Here is an 18300-nt window from a genome sequence, read left to right as displayed (position 1 = left end):
CATGAAAAAAGATATTCACCCCGATTACCACTTCATCGACGTCAAAATGACCGATGGTACCGTTCTGAAAATGCGCTCCACCTGGGGTAAAGAAGGCGACCAGATGGCGCTGGACATCGACCCCACAGTGCACCCTGCCTGGACCGGTGGTAACACCCGTCTGATGGATGCCGGCGGTCGCGTTTCCAAGTTCAAAAAGAAATACGAAGGCCTGGGCTTCTAAGCCACCCGACCTTTTGCTTTCAAAGATGCCGCTCCCTTTGGGGGGCGGTTTTTTTTGGCCATGCCTGTAAATCACGTTGGCCTGTTTTGCGGACGAAGTGGTCGTCCGCGTTGGTACAGGCCCCTTAGGCTGTGATAGGCTATAGACTGAAGGGCGAAGGACCAGAAAATGATAGAGCCAGGCAAAAATATTGCGATCAAAGTTCCGTTGCACAAATGGGACGAGACAGTGGCATTCTATCGTGATCGGGCAAAGCTTTCCGTAATCAACGAGCTTCCGAACAGTGTCGCATTTTCCTTTGGAAGCATGACGTTATGGATCGACAAGGTTGAGAAGCAGAGCCAAGTCGATGTCTGGCTGGAACTCCTCACGGATGAGCCCGACAAGGCACTGCAAACGCTTGAAAGTCCGATGCGTGATGAATTGGAGCCGCTCGATGACGTGAACGGTCACTGGACTTCCGATCCGGCAGGCGTCGTCCTTTTAGTTCGCAAAGACTAGTTTCAGTTTGCTAGGTCTGGGCTCGCAGTGCACCAAAGCTCATGTAGACTTCTGTGGATTGACTTGGTCAGAGATTTGTTTGCGTTCCGAATGCCAGACAAATTCGGTCCTCACCACTTCGGCTTTTCAGATCCGGAAGGCAATCTATCAGCAGAAGTCGCCTGAATGGAAGCCGTCCCAAGCCTGGCTGGCGCCGATAAGTGATCTCTTTTCAGATACAGCCGACTGAAATTTTTCACGAATCCCCCCCATCGGGACTGCGGAATCTTTTCCTTGCGGAAAAGACGATGTAGGGTCTGCCAAATGGCATCCAGCCAAGATATGGGATACAAGGGACAGCAATGGCACATATTATTGTCGTCGGTAACGAAAAGGGCGGCGCAGGCAAATCTACCGTCTCGATCCATGTGGCCACAACGCTGGCTCGACTGGGCCATAAGGTCGCTGCTCTGGACCTTGATCTGCGGCAACGCTCTTTGGGGCGCTATATTGAGAACCGCAAAGAGTTCATGGCAAAGGCCGCGCTCGATCTTCCCTTGGTCGAACTGCATGAACTGCCCGAAATCGATGCGGATAGCCTGCAACCTGGCGAAAACATCTATGATCACCGTCTCTCTGCTGCTGTCTCCAGCCTGGAGCCGGATAATGATTTCATCCTGATTGATTGCCCTGGATCACACACCCGGCTGAGCCAGGTGGCACATTCCCTGGCTGATACCCTAATCACACCGCTGAATGACAGCTTTGTTGATTTCGACCTCCTGGCGCATACCGACCAGAAGGGTGAAAAGATCACCGGTCCCTCGGTCTATTCCGAAATGGTTTGGAACGCCCGCCAGCTGCGCGCCCAGGCCGGTTTGAAGCCCATCGACTGGGTAGTGATCCGCAACCGTGTCGGCACCCAGCGAATGGTCAATAAGGAAAAGATGGAACGCGCCATCAACATGCTGTCCAAACGCATCGGCTTTCGCGTTGCACCCGGCTTTTCTGAGCGAGTCATTTTTCGCGAACTGTTTCCCCGTGGCCTGACCCTGCTGGATCTCAAGGACATCGGCATCAAACAGCTGAACATCTCCAACATTGCTGCCCGCCAAGAGCTGCGCGACATGATGAAGGCCGTCAATTTGCCTGGTGTCGAGATCGATATCTAAGGCGTTTTCTCCGTCCCCTAGTAAGATCTCGCCCTACTGGACAGCTCCAGCTGTCCTCTCGCTTTCTTTTGGTAAGTCGAAACCAACAGGCTGCGCACCCCCGTCACAAAGCGGTCCGAAACCAGCCGGTCGGCATGGTTTCCAAGCGCCATGGCAGCTAGAATTCTGTTCGACCAGATCAGAAACCTTTCGCAAGCGCCAACCTGAGACGGGATGCCTGCTTGCTCTCATAGCAGGAGTGGCTATCTTGCAGCGAGGATCGAATTTACCGCCGAAATAGGAGAGAGAAGATGCCCAACCCCAGTGCCGCAATGTTGGTCATCGGAGATGAAATCCTATCTGGACGCACCCGTGATACCAATACGCATTTTCTGGCCGGAGAACTGACCAAACACGGCATTGACCTCAAGGAGGTCCGCGTGGTCAGCGATGATGCCCCAGTGATTATCGCAGCCGTTCAGGCACTGAGCGCGGGTTTTGACCATGTCTTTACCAGTGGCGGCATTGGTCCCACACATGACGATATTACCGCAGATTGCATTGCGCAGGCCTTTGACAGACATTTGGGTATCCGCGATGACGCCCGCGCCATTCTGGCCGCGCACTACGCCAATTCGGGGCAAGAGCTAAACGCAGCCCGCCTACGCATGGCGCGGATCCCCGACGGGGCAACCCTCATCGACAATCCGGTCTCCTCGGCGCCTGGGTTCACTCTGGACAACGTACATGTGATGGCCGGGGTGCCAATGGTATTTCAGGCGATGGTGGCAAGCGTCCTGCCCGGCTTGACCGGTGGGGAGCCGCTGTTGTCACAAAGCCTGCGCCTGATGCGCGGTGAAGGTGATATTGCCGCTTTTCTGTCGGATCTAGCGGCACGCCATAGCGAGCTCTCCATTGGCTGCTATCCATTTCAACACAACGGAGCCTATGGCGCCAATGTGGTGATACGAGGCCACAATGGCGCAGCAGTCGACGCAGCGATGCGCGAACTGGCACAGGAAATGGGGCTATAGCCATGAGTACCACTCTGACAGATCCCAAATACTATGCGGTGGTTGAAGCCACATGGCCCACAGCTGCAAAACGCCAGCTGGGCTCAATCACTCTGCGCGAAGGCCAGGGCGGCGGCAGTCGGGTTTCGGCAGCCAGCGTCGAAGGCAGCGCCACAGAGGCCGAAATCGAAACGGCAGAACAGGCCATGCGGGCAATGGGGCAGGATTGTCTATTTATGATCCGGGACGGGCAGGATGATCTGGACGCCCAGCTTGGCGCGCGTGGTTACCTTGTGAAAGACCCGGTCAACCTCTGGGTTTGCCCTATCGAAAAGCTGATGGATGTCGAAATCCCCCGCGTCACCACCTTTGCGCTTTGGTCGCCATTGGAAATTCAGCGTGAGATCTGGATTGCAGGGGGCATCGGTATGGCGCGCCAGGCCATCATGGAACGCGTTTCGGGCCCAAAGGCGGCCTTGCTGGGGCGCTATGACGATAAGCCAGCTGGCGCGGGATTCGTTGCAGTGCATGATGGCGTGGCCATGGTGCATGCCTTGGAAATCCTGCCACATCAGCGTCGCCGTGGCATGGGCGTCTGGATGATGCGCCAAGCCGCATTTTGGGCAGCGGAAAACGGTGCCACAGAAATGGCGGTCCTCTGTACCAAGGAAAATGCGGGAGCAAACGGACTATATGCCTCATTGGGAATGACCAACGGCGGACAATATCATTATCGCCAATTGCCTTCAGGAGCTTAATTCATCATGACAGATCAAACACCACCCACCGCACTCGACCTCCCTGCTTTGGATCCACTGCCAGCGGGCATGAAAAAGTACTTTGACATCTGTCAGGAAAAGCTGGGGATGGTGCCCAACGTGCTGCGCGCCCATGCCTTTGATGAGAATAAGCTCAACACCTTTAGCGCGCTTTACAACGAGCTGATGCTGGGCGACAGCGCCCTAAGCAAGCTGGACCGGGAGATGATCGCCGTTGTGGTCTCTGCTGTGAACAGCTGCTTTTATTGCCTCGCCTCCCATGGCGCCGCGGTCCGTCAGCTGTCCGGTGATCCCAAATTGGGCGAGATGCTGGTGATGAACTACCGTGTGGCACCGCTGGACGCACGTCAGCGCGCAATGCTGGATTTTGCCATCAAAGTCACTAAGGCCAGCACCGAGATTGAGGAAACCGACCGGGAAACCCTACGCCAGGTTGGCTTTACAGATCGCGATATCTGGGACATTGCCAATGTCACCGGCTTTTACAATATGTCCAATCGCGTCGCCTCGGCTACGGGCATGGTGCCAAACGACGAATACCACGCGCAGTTCAGATGATCCGCCAACTTGCTGTTTGGGCGCTTGGCAGCTGTCTGATACTGCCGCCTTTGCCCCTCTGGGCCCAGGCGCAATCTGGGGAAGCGGCGCCGCTGCGGCTGCCTGACGGGGCTATCGAACGGTCGCAGCGGGAAACAGCACTGGGCACCTATGCCCTGCCGGTTGGCGCCTTCGGCGCGGGCGGTATTCCCTTGCGCCTACAAGAAGGTCATATCCTGCGACGTACCTGGCATCTGTCGGGCGATGCCACTGTTTTGCAGGTGCTCGATGTCCTGCGGAGCCAGTTGGTGCAGCAGGGCTACGAGATTCTGTTTCAATGCGAAACCCGCCAATGCGGCGGTTTTGACTTTCGCTTTGGCATCGAGGTGGTGCCTGCGCCTGACATGGTCGTCAGCCTGTCTGACTACCATTTCCTGGCCGCGCAAAAACCGGTGATCACAGAAATCGAATCTGATGCCGTTCAGACGGTGTCACTGCTGGTGTCTCGCAGCGGATCAGCGACCTATATTCAGATGATTGAGGTCGGTCCGCAAAGACAACCCCAGCTCGCCCTTGCCCCCGCAGAGACGCCCTCTGCCGGATCCCCGCCTGTACAAAAATCAAATCCAGCCTCAGATCTGAAAGACCTGTTGGAACAGCAAGGCCATGTGGTGTTGGACGGCGTGGTTTTTGAAACTGGCGCTGAAACACTGTCGCCAGAGGCCATAACCAGCCTGAGGGGGCTGGCAGGGTTCATGGAAGAGCAGTCTAAAGCTCAGGTGCTGATCGTTGGTCACACCGACAGCGTTGGCGGTCTTGAAGATAACACCAGTCTTTCGCTGCGGCGCGCTCAGATGGTCAAAGATGCTCTGGTGTCAGCCCTTGGCGTCGCTGAAGGGCGCATTTCAATAGCCGGCGCCGGCTATATGGCTCCCATCGCCAGCAATCTCACCGCTGCCGGAAGAGAGAAAAACCGTCGGGTCGAAGTGGTGCTTCTGGCAAGATGATGATCCTCTAAGTCGCTCCAATAAGGTCTGCCCCCCGCAAGACGGCAGCAAAAAACTGCTCCGCCAAAGCAAGAGCAGTTCTGAGCAGATAAAACGAGGAGACGTGCAGCGCCAATTAGGCGGACTGTCGCCAATCTTCGCTGTCTTTGCCGGCAAAGGAATGCGCCAGAAAATCGATAAAGGCGCGCACTTTGGGCTGGGTGAATTTACCCGGAGGGTAGACCGCATAGATGCCCTGGGTCTCCATTGGCAGGTTGGGCATGACGTCTTCGACCAGGCCTTCCTCCATGGCTTCGGAATAGAGATAGCTAGGCAGATAGGCAATGCCGAGCCCCGAGATCGCGGCGTTCAGAAGAGATTGACCGTCATTCACCGACAGCCAGCCGGTGGTGCGCACCTGGCGTTTCTCACCAGAGGGGGCAGTGATCTTCCAGACATTGCCACTGGATTGATTGGAATAGTGCAGCAATTTGTGGCTATTCAGATCGTCGATCTTTTGCGGGCGGCCAAATTGCTCCAGATAGCTGGGCGAAGCAATCATCCGCTTGGTGGTCTCGGTGAGCTTTCGCGCCTTCAGCGAGCTGTCTTCCAGCTCCCCAATACGCAGGGCCATATCAAAGCCTTCAGAAATCAGCTCAACGTAGCGATTGTTCAAGACCATATTGACAGTGATATCGGGGAAATCTCGTAGGAAATCAGACAGCACTGGCGACAGATGATTGACACCAAAATCAGTTGCCACCGAAATGCGAAGCAAACCCGAAGGCGCAGACTGCATTGATGAGACCAGCGCGTCAGCTTCGCCCGCATCATTCAGCACCCGGCGGGCGCGGTCATAATAGGCTAGGCCAATCTCCGTCGGCGAGACGCGGCGGGTCGTCCGGTTGAGCAGCCGGGCACCCAGCCGGGTCTCCAGGCTGGAAACATGTTTTGATACGGCGGATTTGGAAATCCCCATCTTCTTTGCGGCATCAGTAAACCCGCCTTGGTCTACGACATTGGCAAAGGCCTCCATTTCGGTCAGTCGATCCATCAACAGGTCCTCTAATTGTCTCGTCTGGACCTGTGTTTGGCGCTGAATTCGGGCAAGAACGGGGCGGTGGTGGGATAATTGCAGGGTTTTCACAACATCGTTCCACGAGCGGAAACACTTACACAATGGGGCCAAATTTGACCTTTAGTTCAGGAAAACCAGTTTGGTCGCCAAGATCCACAGAGGCAATGTCACCGCAGCTAGCAAAGTAGATTGCGCGATCAAGGTCGCCACCAACCTGCGATCCGCTCCAAAACCAGAAGCCAGCACATGCGCCGCCGAAGCGGTAGGCAAAGCGGCAAACAGGATGAAGACAGCCGACAGCGCGCCTCCGAGTTGCCAGGTCAGACAGAGGCCAAACACAATTGCAGGGGCCAGGACCAGTCGGACCAGACACAGAGCGCCGTTGAATCTGTCGAGCCGCGTCAACGCCTGCCAATTCATCGTGGCACCAATTGAGAGCAGGGCAATCGGAATGGCGGCCTTTGCCAGCATTTCGGCCGGGGCGAGAAGTGACGATGGGATCTTGTAACCGGAAACCCCGACCGCAACCCCAGCAACCGAGGCAATCAAGAATGGGTTGCCCATGACTTTTTTAAGGGTAGAGACAAAGGACAGGCTACCGCCGCGCGACAGGGCGGTGACCGCCAGGATATTGGCCACGGGAACAGCCATGCCCACGGCAATGGCCATTTGCCCAATCAGAGCGGGATCCAGGGTAGGTATGGCCACAAAGGCAATGGCAGTGTTAAAACGCCAGCTTGTCTGCCAGGCCCCGGCGAAATCAAGAAAACTGTCCGGCCCCAGGCGCCGGGCCAGATAGCCCAAGGCAAGGGCCAGCAACATGATCGTCCAGACGGCCGGGCCGATGCGCAGGATTTCAACCGGAGCAATAGGGCGTCCGCAGGCCGCAAAGAACAGCAAAGCCGGAAACAGGACTTCAAAGTTGAGCCGATCCAGTCCCTGCCAGGCTTCGGGACTGAGGCGATTACGAACCAGCCCACCGATGGCAACCATCAAAAAGCTTGGGATAAGGCCCAGAAGAATTGTGGCAAAGATCATTGGAGCCTCGATGGGGTATGATGCCTCGCACCTTGATAGGGGGCAGGCGCAACGGCAAGTGCATTTTCCGACCTAGCGTCGCAAAGATCAGTCTTGAAATCAGGGCTATGCAGCAGACTGGATAAAACGTGAATGACACTGGCTTTGATTTTGCATCCAATCGGCTAAGCTGGCTGGGTTTAATTGGTTTGGGAGGAATAAGTATGAAACGTTTCACAACACTCGGTGTCGGCCTCTTTTCTGCGGCCCTTTTGGCCTCACCCCTATGGGCAGGCGGCGAGACCGCTGCAAATCCGGAGGCCAGGGTCTATATCGTCAATCTGGAAGATGGGGCCCAGGTCAGCTCGCCCGTGAAGGTGGTTTTTGGCCTGAACGGCATGGGAGTTGCGCCAGCAGGGACAGAAAAGGAAAACACCGGTCACCATCATTTGCTGATCGATCGCGCGCCTTTGGGGCAAGGCGAAGATGGCGCAGATGAGTTGTCCTATGGTATTCCGGCCGATGAGAACCACCTGCATTTCGGCGGCGGTCAGACCGAAACCACGGTGGAACTGGCGCCAGGTGCGCATACTTTGCAGCTGGTGATGGGGGATCTGGGACATGTCCCCCATAGCACTCCGATCGTTTCGGAGGTGATCACCATTACCGTAACAGACTAGAGCAGAGATAGGGGTCTTGTTGCAGCGCGGCTGACGTCGCGCTGCATAGCAAAGAGGACAGGCTGTGCTGCGAAGAGTTCGCTCCGGACCGAAGCGTTTTGTTTGCTCAGAGGGCTATGAACAGGGTCCCAAGCACAAAGGACCTCAGAATGCTCACCTGTATTATCCGCTATCAGATCGATCCGACCAAGACGGAGGATTTTCGTCGCTACGCGCAGAATTGGGGGCAGGCTATTCCGCGCAACGGTGCCGATTTGATCGGCTATTTTGCCCCACATGAAGGATCCGCAACCCAGGCTTATGGGATTTACAATATTGCGGACCTGGCCAGCTACGAGGCCTATCGGGCGCGGTTGGCCGCCGACCCTCTGGGACAGGAAAACTACGCCTTTGCCCAGAAAGAGCGATTTATCCTGCGCGAGGAACGCAGTTTTTTGAAACTGGCCTCTGCGCCGCATGGCCCCAACACAGGAGCGCGCAAGTGATAGCTGTCATTTTTGAGGTTGAGATCGCCGAGGGGCAACAAGCCAGCTATCTGGAGGCCGCAAGCGAGCTGAAACCCCTGCTGGAACAGGTGGATGGGTTTCTTTCCGTGGAACGGTTCCAGAGCCTCAGTCAGCCAAACAAGCTGCTGTCCCTGTCTTTTTTCCGAGATGAGGCGGCGGTGTTGCAATGGCGGCAATTGGCCGAACATCGCAGTGCACAAACCAAAGGCCGCGCAGGCATCTTTGCCAACTATCGGCTCAGAGTGGCTGAAGTCCTGCGCGATTATGGCATGCACGACCGGCAGGAGGCCCCTGCAGATAGCAGAGCCTCCCATGCTGTGGATTGACCCGCCAAGGGGCGGCTCCCGCCCGTCGTTGGCTTTGGGCAAAGCCGCCTTCCGTTGGGGGCAGCGCCCCGCTTTGCGCGGGGCGCTGCCCTCTTGCCCGCAAAGACGGTGGCCTGGCATAGCCAGGATATTGACCATCGCGGGAGAGGCGCTAATGGGTCCAGGGGCGCAATCTAAAGAGAGGCCGCCAGACGGGTGCCCTGGTTGATGGCGCGTTTTGCATCCAGTTCAGCCGCCACATCGGCGCCACCAATGACGTGACAGGACACGCCCTTAGCCTCTAGCGCATCGGCCAGGCTACGATCCGAGACTTGTCCGGCACACAGAACAATTGTCTCTGCGGCAATCACCGTCGGGTTCTCGCGGGCCTCGCCAAAGCTGACATGCAGGCCTTCGTCGTCAATACGCTCGTAGTTCACACCACCAACAAAGTTCACGCCCTTCATCTTTAGCGTTGCCCGGTGAATCCAGCCAGTTGTCTTGCCCAGACCCTTACCATGGGCCTGTTTCTTGCGCTGCAACAGGGTGATCTCTCGGGCTGGAGCTTCGGGCTGGGGTCCTTCAGGCGCGAGGCCAGAGCGATGCTCTGCCGGGTCTGTGACCCCCCATTCCTTCATCCAGAGCGGCAGGTCCACGGTGGGGCTGGTGCCTTCGTGCAGCAGGTATTCGCTGACATCAAAACCGATACCACCAGCTCCGATCACAGCAACAGTCTTGCCAACGGGCTTTTTGTGGCGCAGCACGTCAATGTAGCTAAGCACCTCGGGGCGGTCTTGCCCGGGGATCTGGGGATCACGCGGGGTGACACCGGTCGCAATGATCACCTCGTCATACCCCGTCAGGTCATCAGAGGAGACTTCGCGTCCCAGCTCAAGCGTGATGCCTGCCTCGGCCACCATGGTGCGATACCAATCGACAAACCCCCAGAACTCTTCCTTGCCAGGCACCTGCTTGGCCATATTGAGCTGGCCACCGATCTCATCCGCCTTGTCAAAGATGGTCACACGATGGCCGCGCTCGGCTGCAGCCAAGGCGGTAGACAGCCCCGCAGGGCCCGCCCCGACAATGGCCACGGATTTAGGGGTCCCGGTCTTGCCGATCTCCAGCACGGTTTCGTGGCAGGCCATAGGGTTGACCAGGCAGGAGGTGAGTTTGCCGCCAAAAGTATGGTCCAGACAGGCCTGGTTACAGCCAATACAAGGCGCGATCTGATCTGCCTTTCCCGCCTTTGCCTTGGCCACAAAATGCGCATCTGCCAGCATAGGCCGCGCCATCGAAACCATGTCGGCGCAACCTGTGGCCAGCACCTCTTCGCCCACTTCAGGCGTGTTGATCCGGTTCGAAGTGATCACCGGAATCGAGACCTTGCCCATCAGCTTTTTTGTCACCCAGGCAAAGGCGGCACGCGGCACGGATGTTGCGATGGTGGGGATACGCGCCTCGTGCCAGCCAATTCCGGTGTTGATGATGGTGGCGCCTGCCTTTTCGATCTCCTGAGCCAGCTGCACCACCTCGTCATGAGTGGAGCCATTGGGCACCAGGTCAATCATTGACAGCCGGTAGATGATGATAAAATCCGTGCCGACGGCTTCGCGGGTGCGACGCACCACCTCAATGGGCAGACGCATGCGATTTTCATAAGATCCGCCCCAGCGATCGGTCCGCTTGTTGGTATGGGTGACCAAGAACTGGTTGAGGAAATAGCCCTCTGAGCCCATGATCTCAACGCCGTCATAGCCCGCTTTCTGCGCCAAGGCCGCGGCATTGACGATATCGGCGATCTGCTTTTCAATCCCCGCCTCGTCCAGCTCATTTGGAGGGAACGGAGAGATCGGAGATTTCACCGGGCTGGGGGCGACACATTTTGGCCCGTAAGAATAGCGTCCTGCATGCAGGATCTGCATGGCGATCTTGCCCCCTGCCTCATGCACACGATCGGTGACGATGCGATGACTGGCAACCTCTTCATCATTGGTCATCATTGACGCGCCTGGAAGGACCGAACCTTCCAGATTGGGACCAATGCCGCCGGTCACCATCAGGCCCACATCGCCCCGGGCCCGCTCAGCATAGAACTCTGCCACCCGGTTCCAATCTTTGGTTTCTTCAAGACCGGTGTGCATCGACCCCATCAGCACGCGGTTCTTCAATGTAGTAAATCCGAGATCCAGCGGCGCCAGAAGATTTGGGTACGCAGTCATGACACTCTCCCTTGCAGTTGGCCGCAAAGTTGCCCTGCACGTCAGCGTTTGTCACGCCTCAACGCGGCGTCACCCCCTTGCCTGCCCCGACGACACGAGGTCTAAGGGAAGAATATGTGTGACTGTATAGATGCTGCGGCTGCCTGACCCCGACCGCGCAAGGAGACCAACATGACGCCTGAAGAGATTGCTAAGCTGCCCTATCGTCCCAATGTAGGGATCATGCTGGTAAATTCCGCCAACCACGTCTTTGTGGCACAGCGCAAGGATCGCTTTCAGGATGCCTGGCAGATGCCCCAGGGGGGGATTGACCGGGGGGAGGACGCCCAGGTTGCCGCCCTAAGAGAGCTGGAAGAAGAAACCGGTGTGACGCAAAACCTAGTCAGCATCGTTGCCGAAAGCGATGGCTGGCTTCCATATGATTTACCCCATGATGTGGTTCCCAAATTCTGGGGTGGGAAGTATCGCGGTCAGGAACAAAAGTGGTTCCTCATGCGTTTCCTTGGCCAGGATCATCAGGTCAATATCGAAACCGAACACCCCGAATTTTCGGATTGGTGCTGGCAGCCCGTAGACCAGTTGGTTGAGAAAATTGTCCCGTTCAAACGCGAGGTATATGCCCGCGTGGTTCAGGAGTTTCAGTCACACTTTTGACCCCTCTTGCCAGGAGTTCTGACGCATTAATGGACCGCGGGATCGATCCTACAAGCACAGACAGTCGCAGACATTCAGTCAAAAGACCTATTCAGACCACCCCCAAATCCTAGCCGATATCCACCCAACTGCCTAAACCTTAGAATAATCCGCTTAAAGTCTCTGGGCCATCCCTCCTGTAGTTCCCGGAGTAGTTCCCGGCCACTTTCTGTCCTGTGCGCCCCCTCCCCCATCATCTTTCCCCAATATTCCGGAGCGCGAGGCAGAGCCTCGCAAATTCCCTACCCTGCACAGAAAAAGGGCGCCCCTAGGGACGCCCTTTCTTTCTTTTCACCGGTGTGGCTCTCGGTGATTTCCCCCGCTGGGGAAGATCACCTGTCACCGCTGTTTCAAAATCACTCGGTGATTTTGGAAACGACGCCGGCGCCAACGGTGCGGCCGCCTTCGCGGATCGCAAAGCGCAGACCGTTTTCCATCGCGATCGGGGCGATCAGTTCAACGTCGAACTTCAGGTTGTCGCCTGGCATAACCATCTCGGTGCCCTCGGGCAGAGTAACGGTGCCGGTGACATCTGTGGTCCGGAAGTAGAACTGTGGACGGTAGTTCGCGAAGAACGGCGTGTGACGGCCACCTTCATCCTTGGTCAGGATATAGGCTTCAGCTTCGAACTTGGTGTGAGGCTGAACCGACTTAGGTGCGCACAGAACCTGGCCACGCTCAACAGCTTCACGGTCGATGCCGCGCAGCAGGGCGCCGATGTTGTCGCCAGCTTCACCGCGATCCAGCAGCTTGCGGAACATTTCAACACCGGTACAGGTGGTGGTCTGAGTGTCTTTGATGCCAACGATTTCAATGCTGTCACCAACATTGATCACGCCACGCTCAACACGGCCAGTCACAACGGTACCACGACCAGAGATCGAGAACACGTCTTCAACAGGCATCAGGAAGGGCTGGTCAACCGCACGCGCAGGCGTGGGGATATACTCGTCAACCGCTGCCATCAGCTCTTTGATTTTCTCTTCGCCGATTTCAGGGGTGGTGCCTTCCATCGCCGCCAGAGCGGAACCTGCGATGATTGGAATATCGTCGCCAGGGTACTCATAGGAGGACAGCAGCTCACGGATTTCCATTTCAACCAGCTCGAGCAGCTCTTCGTCGTCGACCTGGTCAACTTTGTTCATGAAGACAACCATGTAAGGGATGCCAACCTGGCGACCCAGCAGGATGTGCTCACGAGTCTGAGGCATAGGGCCGTCAGCCGCGTTCACAACCAGGATGGCGCCATCCATCTGCGCCGCACCGGTGATCATGTTTTTCACATAGTCAGCGTGGCCGGGGCAGTCGACGTGCGCGTAGTGGCGGGTCTCGGTTTCATACTCAACGTGAGCAGTCGAGATGGTGATGCCGCGCGCTTTTTCTTCTGGTGCGCCGTCGATCTGGTCGTAGGCTTTGAAGTCACCAAAGTATTTGGTGATCGCTGCGGTCAGAGTGGTTTTACCGTGGTCAACGTGGCCGATGGTGCCGATGTTGACGTGCGGCTTATTACGTTCAAACTTTTCCTTAGCCATGATGGCCTCCTTTGTGATTGAGGAAGGTCCGCGCAATTCGCGAACCTTCCAATGTCTTGTCGCTTAAGCGAATTTTGCCTGGATTTCGTCCGAGATGTTCTGCGGTACGGGATCGTAATGCGAGAACTGCATGGTGAACTGGGCGCGGCCCGAGCTCATCGAACGAAGGGTGTTGATGTAACCAAACATGTTGGCCAGCGGCACGTTTGCGTCGATCGCAATCGCGTTGCCGCGTGGCTCCTGGCCGGAAACCTGACCACGACGGGAGGTCAGATCGCCAATGATACCACCGGTATATTCTTCCGGCGTGATCACTTCCACTTTCATGATTGGCTCAAGCAGCTTGGCGCCAGCTTTGCGCATGCCTTCACGCATACACATACGTGCCGCGATTTCAAAGGCCAGAACCGAGGAGTCCACGTCGTGGAACTTACCGTCGATCAGAGCAACTTTGAAGTCGATCACGGGGAAGCCAGCAAGCGGGCCAGAATCCATCACCGAGTTGATGCCTTTTTCGACACCTGGGATGTATTCTTTTGGAACCGAACCACCAACGATGCGGGATTCGAAGGAATATCCTTCGCCTGCTTCGGTGGGGGAGATGATCATCTTCACTTCGCCAAACTGACCCGAACCACCCGACTGTTTCTTGTGGGTGTAGGTATGTTCAACTTCGTGACCGATGGTCTCACGGTAGGCAACCTGAGGCGCACCAATGTTGGCTTCAACCTTGAATTCCCGCTTGAGACGGTCAACCAGGATGTCCAGGTGAAGTTCGCCCATGCCCTTCATGATGGTCTGACCGGACTCAATGTCGGTCTCCACACGGAAGGATGGATCTTCAGCCGCCAGACGACCCAGACCCTGAGACATTTTCTCTTGGTCCGCTTTGGTCTTGGGCTCAACCGCGATCTCGATGACCGGATCGGGGAAGGTCATGGTTTCCAGAACCACCGGCTCGTTGGCAGCACAGAGGGTGTCACCTGTGGTGGTGTCTTTCAGACCCGCCAGCGCGATGATGTCGCCCGCAAATGCTTCCGTGATCTCTTCACGGTCATTCGAGTGCATCATCATCATCCGGCCAACACGCTCTTTACGACCTTTGGTCGAGTTCAGCAGGGTGTCGCCCTTGTTCAGGACACCGGAGTAGATCCGGGTGAAGGTCAGCGAGCCAACAAAGGGGTCGTTCATGATTTTGAACGCCAGGCCAGAGAACGCCATTTCATCATCCGCGCGGCGGGCAATGTTACGGGTTTCTGTTTCGTCACCTGGTGCAAAGCCCATGTAATCAACAACGTCCAGCGGGCTGGGCAGATAGTCGATCACAGCGTTGAGCAGCGGCTGAACACCTTTGTTTTTGAAGGCAGAACCACCAAGAACAGGAACAAAGGCCATCTCGAGAGTACCTTTGCGCAGCAGTTTGCGCAGGGTCTCAACGTCGGGCTCTTCGCCTTCCAGGTAGGCTTCCATGGCGTCGTCGTCCATTTCGACGGCGGCCTCGACCATTTTGGAGCGCCATTCGTCAGCCAGCTCTTTCAAGCTGTCACGGATAGGCGCTTTGATCCAGGATGCACCAAGGTCTTCACCCTGCCACAGCCATTCTTCCATGGTGACCAGGTCAACCTGACCTTCCAGCTCGGTTTCGGCACCGATTGGGAAAGCAACGGGAACAGCGGTTGCCCCTGTACGGTCTTCGATCATGTGAACGCAGTTGAAGAAGTCCGCGCCGATTTTGTCCATCTTGTTGACAAAAACCATACGTGGAACCTTGTAGCGATCAGCCTGACGCCACACGGTTTCGGTCTGGGGTTCAACACCAGCGTTGGCGTCCAGAACACAGACAGCACCATCGAGAACCGCCAGCGAACGCTCAACTTCAATGGTGAAGTCCACGTGGCCAGGGGTGTCGATGATGTTCAGACGGTGCTTGGGCGTGTCAGCCGTGGCGCCATCTTCGGTGCGTTCCCAGAAAGTGGTGGTCGCAGCCGAAGTAATGGTAATACCGCGTTCCTGCTCCTGCTCCATCCAGTCCATGGTGGCCGCACCGTCGTGCACCTCACCAATGTTGTGGGACTTGCCTGTATAGTACAGGATGCGCTCGGAGCAGGTGGTTTTACCTGCATCGATGTGCGCCATGATGCCGAAGTTACGGTAATGGTTGAGTGTATACTCGCGTGCCATTGGTCTAATGTCCTTTGGAAATTACCAACGATAGTGGCTGAACGCTTTGTTCGCTTCGGCCATCTTGTGGGTGTCTTCACGTTTCTTGACAGCAGTACCGCGCGACTGAACAGCATCCATCAGCTCGCCTGCCAGGCGCTCTTCCATGGTGTTCTCGTTGCGCTTGCGCGCTGCGGTGATCAACCAGCGGATGGCCAGGGCTTCGCGACGCTCGGGACGAACTTCGACGGGAACCTGGTAAGTCGCACCACCCACACGGCGGGAGCGAACTTCGACCGAAGGTTTGATGTTATCAAGAGCTTCGTGGAACACTTCCACAGGAGCGCGCTTGATCTTGCCTTCAACGCGGTCAAATGCGTTGTAAACAATTTTCTCTGCAACCGACTTTTTACCGTCGATCATCAGGTTGTTCATGAATTTGGTCAGAACGCGGTCACCAAACTTTGCGTCTGGCAGTACTTCGCGTTTTTCAGCGGCGTGACGACGTGACATATCAGCCTCTCCTTCTTACTTAGGACGCTTCGCGCCGTACTTCGAACGACGTTGTTTACGGTCTTTGACGCCCTGGGTATCCAGAACACCGCGCAGGATGTGGTAACGGACACCGGGAAGGTCTTTTACACGACCGCCACGGATCAGAACCACGGAGTGCTCCTGAAGGTTGTGGCTTTCACCTGGGATGTAGGAGATCACTTCGAAACCGTTGGTCAGGCGAACCTTGGCAACTTTCCGCATAGCGGAGTTTGGTTTCTTAGGTGTGGTGGTGTAAACACGTGTGCATACGCCGCGTTTCTGCGGGCACTGCTCCAGGTGCATCGACTTGGAGCGTTTGATTTTTGGCTGGCGCGGCTTGCGGATCAGCTGTTGGATCGTTGGCATTCCGGTTCTTTCCCCGTTTCGCAACTTTGGTCATGCATGCTCGGATGAGCATACGGCTAGGTCTTCATGCGCTTGAGCGTCCGCAAGCGCAAAAACCGCAATCGCTTCCATTCCGAGGTAAGCGACGCGGTGGTTTTTCAGAGGATCCGGGTGATAAAAGTTCCCGAACCTTGGTCCACAACAATATAGATTTCGGCTATCGGGGCGACCCCCGAGTTGCCGGATAGGCGCGCGTATATGGGGAGTCGCGGGGCTTGTCAACTGCAGCGCGGCAAGTCCGCAAAGGCAGAGCGGCTTGCGTGTCCCTCGCCGCCATGCATAGTTGTGCAGGCAGTTCCCCTATACAGCTTTTCAGGACGTCGTACATGCAGGTTATTGGTCTTTGCCGCTTCTCCTATCCCGCCATCGGCGGCTTTCAGGTGGAACACAGCTCTATTGAAGAGCGCATTGCCTTCCTCTACGCCGAAAAGCGCCTGGAAGAGCGGTTTCAGCTGATGGAGGCTATCGCCCTCCCCTGCCTGCGCGAACAAACGGATCAGGACTTTGAGCTGATCATAGTTATCGGGGACAGCCTACCCGCGCACCACGTTTCGCGGCTGCGCGATCTTTGCGCTGATATTCCCCAGATCACCATCCATGCAGAACCGCCCCGCAAGCAGCGCGAAGTCATGAAGGAAATCCTAAACCGAGCTCGGCGCGATCCCAAAGCCCCCTGCCTACAGTTTCGCCATGACGACGATGACGCCATCTCGGTGGATTTCATTGCGCGATTTCGACAGACGCTAGCCGACTGTCCTGGGCTCGTGGCGAAAAACAAAACTCTGGCGGTGGATTTCAACCGCGGTTACATCGCCGAACTGGGGCCTGATGGTATCGCCGCCACCGAGATCCACCGGCCCTATTATGTCGCCTCTTTGGGGATGTATGTGCGCGGGAACTGTCCGTTGACGATCATGAACTTTGCCCACGAAAAGATCCTGCGCTTTATGCCCACGGTCACCATCAGCGATGCGCCGATGTTTGTACGCAGCCACAATGGCTATAATGATTCACGGCAGAAAAAGGTGAAACCCGTGCCTGTCACCCCGATTGATGACGCGCTTGCGGCGGATTTTGAGGCGCGGTTTGCCCTGCGTCAGAACGATGTGCGTCGGATCTTTGCTCCAAAGGCCTAGCCGCTGGCCTGTTGGCGTTCGCGGTACAGGGTAAACAGGCCGGCCCCCACCACTAAGCTGCCGCCCATCAGGGTGAGCATATCCGGCCAGTCGCCAAAAACCAACCAGCCCAGGATCAGTGCCCAGAGCAAACCAGTGTAACGAAAGGGTGAAACGACGGCCACATCGCCGACACGCATGGCCATCACTGAACACAGATAGCCCAGCAAGATTATGCAGGCCGCCCCAGCGAGCAGGCTCAGCTGCACAGCCGAAACCGGCGCCCAATCCTGGAAGAAACTATAACCAATGCCAAACATCAGCACTGATAGGGAGGCCAGAACTGTCACCGTCATCGAAGGCACAGCCGCCGACATGCGGCGCGTCACCAGATCTCGTAGGGTGACACAGGCCACGGCTCCCAGCGCATAGAACGAAGCCGCGTCAAAGCCCTCGGGGCCGGGGCGCACAATCAACAGCATGCCACAGAAACCGACCAGGATCGCCAGCATCCGCCGCCATCCCACGGCCTCCTGAAATAGCAGGGCTGCGCCCAGGGTCACGGTCAGGGGCAGCATCTGCAAGACAGCTGTGATATTGGCAATGGGCATCCGCATCAATGCGGTGAGGAACAAAAAGGTCGCGCCACCTTCGGCCAGACAGCGCAGAGTCACCAAGCCCCAGTCCCGACGGTCAAGCCGCAGGTGCAGGCTGCCCTGATAGCGGGCAAAGGCATAGATCAACAGCGAGGCCATCGTGCCCCGTAGAACCAGAATCTGGGACAGAGGCAGGCTGGTGCCAATCGCCTTGATCAAGGTGTCATTGAAGGTAAAGGCGGCCATCGCCCCCATCATCAAAAACGCGCCTCTTTGGTTGGCTGTCAT

20 protein-coding genes are annotated in these 18300 nt (G+C 56.7%); 12 read left to right on the top strand and 8 right to left on the bottom strand.

The annotated features are described in order from the left end of the window. Position 1: 1 nt before the first annotated feature. The 7 genes from rpmE to MED193_RS15570 all read left to right on the top strand — a co-directional run bounded on the left by rpmE (position 2) and on the right by MED193_RS15570 (position 5190). Positions 2-223: a 50S ribosomal protein L31 gene (rpmE, locus tag MED193_RS15600; protein WP_009810716.1), complete on the top strand. Its 222-nt coding sequence runs from the start codon at positions 2-4 to the stop codon at positions 221-223. A 168-nt stretch (positions 224-391) separates the two neighbouring features. Then, positions 392-724 (top strand): hypothetical protein, encoded by a 333-nt coding sequence (locus MED193_RS15595; RefSeq protein WP_009810715.1) that lies wholly within the window; start codon positions 392-394, stop codon positions 722-724. 341 nt (positions 725-1065) lie between these two features. Next, entirely contained in the window at positions 1066-1875 is an 810-nt protein-coding gene (locus tag MED193_RS15590) for a division plane positioning ATPase MipZ (RefSeq protein WP_009810714.1), read from the top strand. Between the two features lie 290 nt (positions 1876-2165). Next, positions 2166-2888 (top strand): molybdopterin-binding protein, encoded by a 723-nt coding sequence (locus MED193_RS15585; RefSeq protein ID WP_009810713.1) that lies wholly within the window; start codon positions 2166-2168, stop codon positions 2886-2888. A 2-nt stretch (positions 2889-2890) separates the two neighbouring features. After that, positions 2891-3625: a GNAT family N-acetyltransferase gene (locus MED193_RS15580; RefSeq protein ID WP_009810712.1), complete on the top strand. Its 735-nt coding sequence runs from the start codon at positions 2891-2893 to the stop codon at positions 3623-3625. A gap of 6 nt (positions 3626-3631) precedes the next feature. Beyond that, positions 3632-4204 (top strand): peroxidase-related enzyme, encoded by a 573-nt coding sequence (locus tag MED193_RS15575; protein ID WP_009810711.1) that lies wholly within the window; start codon positions 3632-3634, stop codon positions 4202-4204. After that, positions 4201-5190 carry an OmpA family protein gene (locus MED193_RS15570; protein ID WP_009810710.1) on the top strand — a complete coding sequence of 330 codons (990 nt, stop codon included), beginning with the start codon at positions 4201-4203 and terminating at the stop codon, positions 5188-5190. The genes MED193_RS15575 and MED193_RS15570 overlap by 4 nt, the downstream gene beginning before the upstream one ends. A gap of 115 nt (positions 5191-5305) precedes the next feature. Here the strand turns inward: MED193_RS15570 and MED193_RS15565 are convergent, their stop codons facing one another. Beyond that, positions 5306-6223 carry a LysR family transcriptional regulator gene (locus MED193_RS15565; protein ID WP_009810709.1) on the bottom strand — a complete coding sequence of 306 codons (918 nt, stop codon included), beginning with the start codon at positions 6221-6223 and terminating at the stop codon, positions 5306-5308. Between the two features lie 144 nt (positions 6224-6367). Continuing rightward, complete coding sequence (locus tag MED193_RS15560) at positions 6368-7285, bottom strand: AEC family transporter (RefSeq protein WP_009810708.1); 918 nt, start codon at positions 7283-7285, stop codon at positions 6368-6370. Positions 7286-7488: 203 nt separating this feature from the next. Between MED193_RS15560 and MED193_RS15555 the strand changes: the two genes are divergently transcribed. The 3 genes from MED193_RS15555 to MED193_RS15545 all read left to right on the top strand — a co-directional run bounded on the left by MED193_RS15555 (position 7489) and on the right by MED193_RS15545 (position 8776). After that, positions 7489-7944 carry a DUF4399 domain-containing protein gene (locus tag MED193_RS15555; protein WP_009810707.1) on the top strand — a complete coding sequence of 152 codons (456 nt, stop codon included), beginning with the start codon at positions 7489-7491 and terminating at the stop codon, positions 7942-7944. 149 nt (positions 7945-8093) lie between these two features. Continuing rightward, positions 8094-8429: an NIPSNAP family protein gene (locus tag MED193_RS15550; RefSeq protein ID WP_009810706.1), complete on the top strand. Its 336-nt coding sequence runs from the start codon at positions 8094-8096 to the stop codon at positions 8427-8429. Further along, positions 8426-8776, top strand: a complete 351-nt coding sequence (locus MED193_RS15545; RefSeq protein ID WP_009810705.1) for an antibiotic biosynthesis monooxygenase — start codon at positions 8426-8428, stop codon at positions 8774-8776. The genes MED193_RS15550 and MED193_RS15545 overlap by 4 nt, the downstream gene beginning before the upstream one ends. Before the next feature lie 173 nt (positions 8777-8949). Here MED193_RS15545 and MED193_RS15540 read toward each other — a convergent pair whose 3' ends face one another. Beyond that, a complete protein-coding gene (locus MED193_RS15540; protein WP_009810704.1) occupies positions 8950-10977 on the bottom strand; it encodes an NADPH-dependent 2,4-dienoyl-CoA reductase in 2028 nt (675 codons plus the stop codon). A 171-nt stretch (positions 10978-11148) separates the two neighbouring features. On the opposite strand from MED193_RS15540, the gene MED193_RS15535 reads away from it, so the two are divergent. Next, the gene (locus MED193_RS15535) at positions 11149-11631 is read left to right on the top strand and encodes an RNA pyrophosphohydrolase (RefSeq protein WP_009810703.1); all 483 of its coding nucleotides are present in this window, start codon (positions 11149-11151) and stop codon (positions 11629-11631) included. Between the two features lie 395 nt (positions 11632-12026). On the opposite strand, the gene tuf is transcribed toward MED193_RS15535, so the two are convergent. The 4 genes from tuf to rpsL form a co-directional block, all read right to left on the bottom strand. Further along, on the bottom strand, positions 12027-13202 hold the full coding sequence (tuf, locus tag MED193_RS15530; protein ID WP_009810702.1) for an elongation factor Tu: 1176 nt from the start codon (positions 13200-13202) through the stop codon (positions 12027-12029). A gap of 63 nt (positions 13203-13265) precedes the next feature. Then, entirely contained in the window at positions 13266-15383 is a 2118-nt protein-coding gene (fusA, locus tag MED193_RS15525; protein ID WP_009810700.1) for an elongation factor G, read from the bottom strand. Between the two features lie 21 nt (positions 15384-15404). Further along, positions 15405-15875 (bottom strand): 30S ribosomal protein S7, encoded by a 471-nt coding sequence (gene rpsG, locus MED193_RS15520; protein ID WP_009810699.1) that lies wholly within the window; start codon positions 15873-15875, stop codon positions 15405-15407. A 15-nt stretch (positions 15876-15890) separates the two neighbouring features. Continuing rightward, positions 15891-16262, bottom strand: coding sequence for a 30S ribosomal protein S12 (gene rpsL, locus MED193_RS15515; RefSeq protein ID WP_009810698.1), 372 nt, complete (start codon positions 16260-16262; stop codon positions 15891-15893). Positions 16263-16627: 365 nt separating this feature from the next. Here rpsL and MED193_RS15510 point away from each other — a divergent pair, with 365 nt between their 5' ends. After that, positions 16628-17437 carry a putative rhamnosyl transferase gene (locus tag MED193_RS15510; RefSeq protein WP_009810697.1) on the top strand — a complete coding sequence of 270 codons (810 nt, stop codon included), beginning with the start codon at positions 16628-16630 and terminating at the stop codon, positions 17435-17437. Here the strand turns inward: MED193_RS15510 and MED193_RS15505 are convergent. After that, positions 17434-18300: a DMT family transporter gene (locus MED193_RS15505; RefSeq protein WP_009810696.1), complete on the bottom strand. Its 867-nt coding sequence runs from the start codon at positions 18298-18300 to the stop codon at positions 17434-17436. The two genes, MED193_RS15510 and MED193_RS15505, sit on opposite strands and share 4 nt — an antisense overlap.

Origin of the sequence: Roseobacter sp. MED193 (assembly GCF_000152965.1) — a bacterium.
Lineage (GTDB): Bacteria > Pseudomonadota > Alphaproteobacteria > Rhodobacterales > Rhodobacteraceae > Pseudophaeobacter.
This window is presented reverse-complemented; position numbering and strand designations above follow the sequence as displayed.

Coding starts and splice junctions, on each gene's coding strand:
- rpmE (WP_009810716.1), top strand. CDS start 2: ATGAAAAAAGATATTCACCCCGATTACCACTTCATCGACGTCAAAATG.
- MED193_RS15595 (WP_009810715.1), top strand. CDS start 392: ATGATAGAGCCAGGCAAAAATATTGCGATCAAAGTTCCGTTGCACAAA.
- MED193_RS15590 (WP_009810714.1), top strand. CDS start 1,066: ATGGCACATATTATTGTCGTCGGTAACGAAAAGGGCGGCGCAGGCAAA.
- MED193_RS15585 (WP_009810713.1), top strand. CDS start 2,166: ATGCCCAACCCCAGTGCCGCAATGTTGGTCATCGGAGATGAAATCCTA.
- MED193_RS15580 (WP_009810712.1), top strand. CDS start 2,891: ATGAGTACCACTCTGACAGATCCCAAATACTATGCGGTGGTTGAAGCC.
- MED193_RS15575 (WP_009810711.1), top strand. CDS start 3,632: ATGACAGATCAAACACCACCCACCGCACTCGACCTCCCTGCTTTGGAT.
- MED193_RS15570 (WP_009810710.1), top strand. CDS start 4,201: ATGATCCGCCAACTTGCTGTTTGGGCGCTTGGCAGCTGTCTGATACTG.
- MED193_RS15565 (WP_009810709.1), bottom strand. CDS start 6,223: ATGGATCGACTGACCGAAATGGAGGCCTTTGCCAATGTCGTAGACCAA.
- MED193_RS15560 (WP_009810708.1), bottom strand. CDS start 7,285: ATGATCTTTGCCACAATTCTTCTGGGCCTTATCCCAAGCTTTTTGATG.
- MED193_RS15555 (WP_009810707.1), top strand. CDS start 7,489: ATGAAACGTTTCACAACACTCGGTGTCGGCCTCTTTTCTGCGGCCCTT.
- MED193_RS15550 (WP_009810706.1), top strand. CDS start 8,094: ATGCTCACCTGTATTATCCGCTATCAGATCGATCCGACCAAGACGGAG.
- MED193_RS15540 (WP_009810704.1), bottom strand. CDS start 10,977: ATGACTGCGTACCCAAATCTTCTGGCGCCGCTGGATCTCGGATTTACT.
- MED193_RS15535 (WP_009810703.1), top strand. CDS start 11,149: ATGACGCCTGAAGAGATTGCTAAGCTGCCCTATCGTCCCAATGTAGGG.
- tuf (WP_009810702.1), bottom strand. CDS start 13,202: ATGGCTAAGGAAAAGTTTGAACGTAATAAGCCGCACGTCAACATCGGC.
- fusA (WP_009810700.1), bottom strand. CDS start 15,383: ATGGCACGCGAGTATACACTCAACCATTACCGTAACTTCGGCATCATG.
- rpsG (WP_009810699.1), bottom strand. CDS start 15,875: ATGTCACGTCGTCACGCCGCTGAAAAACGCGAAGTACTGCCAGACGCA.
- rpsL (WP_009810698.1), bottom strand. CDS start 16,262: ATGCCAACGATCCAACAGCTGATCCGCAAGCCGCGCCAGCCAAAAATC.
- MED193_RS15510 (WP_009810697.1), top strand. CDS start 16,628: ATGCAGGTTATTGGTCTTTGCCGCTTCTCCTATCCCGCCATCGGCGGC.
- MED193_RS15505 (WP_009810696.1), bottom strand. CDS start 18,300: ATGACAGCCAACCAAAGAGGCGCGTTTTTGATGATGGGGGCGATGGCC.